The organism is Streptomyces sp. YS-3 (assembly GCF_045257485.1).
GTDB lineage: Bacteria > Actinomycetota > Actinomycetes > Streptomycetales > Streptomycetaceae > Streptomyces.
Genome location: NZ_JBJHPC010001082.1, coordinates 1 through 977, shown reverse-complemented (window position 1 = coordinate 977; position 977 = coordinate 1). Strand labels below are relative to the sequence as shown.

Here is a 977-nt window from a genome sequence, read left to right as displayed (position 1 = left end):
GTACTGACGCCGAGGGGTGCCCGTGCCGAGGGGAGTCCTGGCGCGGACCGAAACCCCCGCACGGCGGGAAGCCCCCGTGCCGACGGGAGTTCTCCGTGCTGATGGGGCTCCGGTGCTCGGCGGAAGTCGTGTCTCGGCGGGAGTCCCGGCTCGGCCCGAAGCCCCCGTCCCGGGAGGGGGATCCTCGTCCGGCAGGAGTCAGGCCACCGGGCGGATGCGGTCGTCGGCTCTCCCGTGGAGCGCGGCCCGGAGCCTGTCCCGGGCCTCCGTCTGGGCCGCGATGCGTTCTTCCAGGATCGCGAGCCGCTCCCGGGCGACCCGGAGCCCCCGGTCCGAGGGAGGCGCCGCGGTCACGTCGCCGTCCAGGCAGGGCAGGAAGACCTGGACGTCGTCCAGGGTGAGCCCCGCGCCCAGCAGATGGCGGATGTTGCGGACCCGGACCACCGTGCGGTCGTCGAAGACGCGGTAACCGTTGGCGGCCCGCTCCGACGTGATCAGACCGGCCTGCTCGTAGTGGCGCAACGCCCGCGCCGTCGTCCCGGTCGCCCGCGCCAACTCACCGATCCGCACCCGCCCCACCTCCGGGGCAACTCCTATCACGCCACCACCGCCCCGCCGTCGACCGGGAGGATCACTCCGGTGATGAACGACGCGGCGGGCGAGGCGAGATGGGTGATGGTCCGGGCGACCTCCTCGGGCCGGCCGATCCGGCCCAGCGGGGTGTGCGCCCGCTGCCACGCGCGCAACGCGGCCAGCCGCTCCGGCGTCAGGCCCTGGTGCTCTCCGATCGGGGTCTCAATCGCTCCGGGGGCGACGGCCACCACCCGGACGCCCCGGGGCGCCAGCTCCACGGCCCAGCCGCGGGTCAGCGCCTCCAGCGCCGCCTTGGTCGCCGCGTAGAACGAGTTCCCGGGCCAGCCCCGCTGCCCCACCGAGGTGCTGATGTTGACGATCACCCCGCCGGACGCCTCCAGGGG

General features: G+C 74.9%; 2 protein-coding genes. Both read right to left on the bottom strand.

Going from position 1 to position 977, the window contains the following annotated elements; translation table 11 throughout:
• Positions 1–198 precede the first annotated feature (198 nt).
• Complete coding sequence (locus ACJA3G_RS37605; protein ID WP_406557490.1) at positions 199–570, bottom strand: MerR family transcriptional regulator; 372 nt, start codon at positions 568–570, stop codon at positions 199–201.
• 26 nt (positions 571–596) lie between these two features.
• Positions 597–977 (bottom strand): SDR family NAD(P)-dependent oxidoreductase (locus ACJA3G_RS37600; RefSeq protein WP_406557489.1); only part of this gene is annotated, 381 nt, incomplete at its 5' end.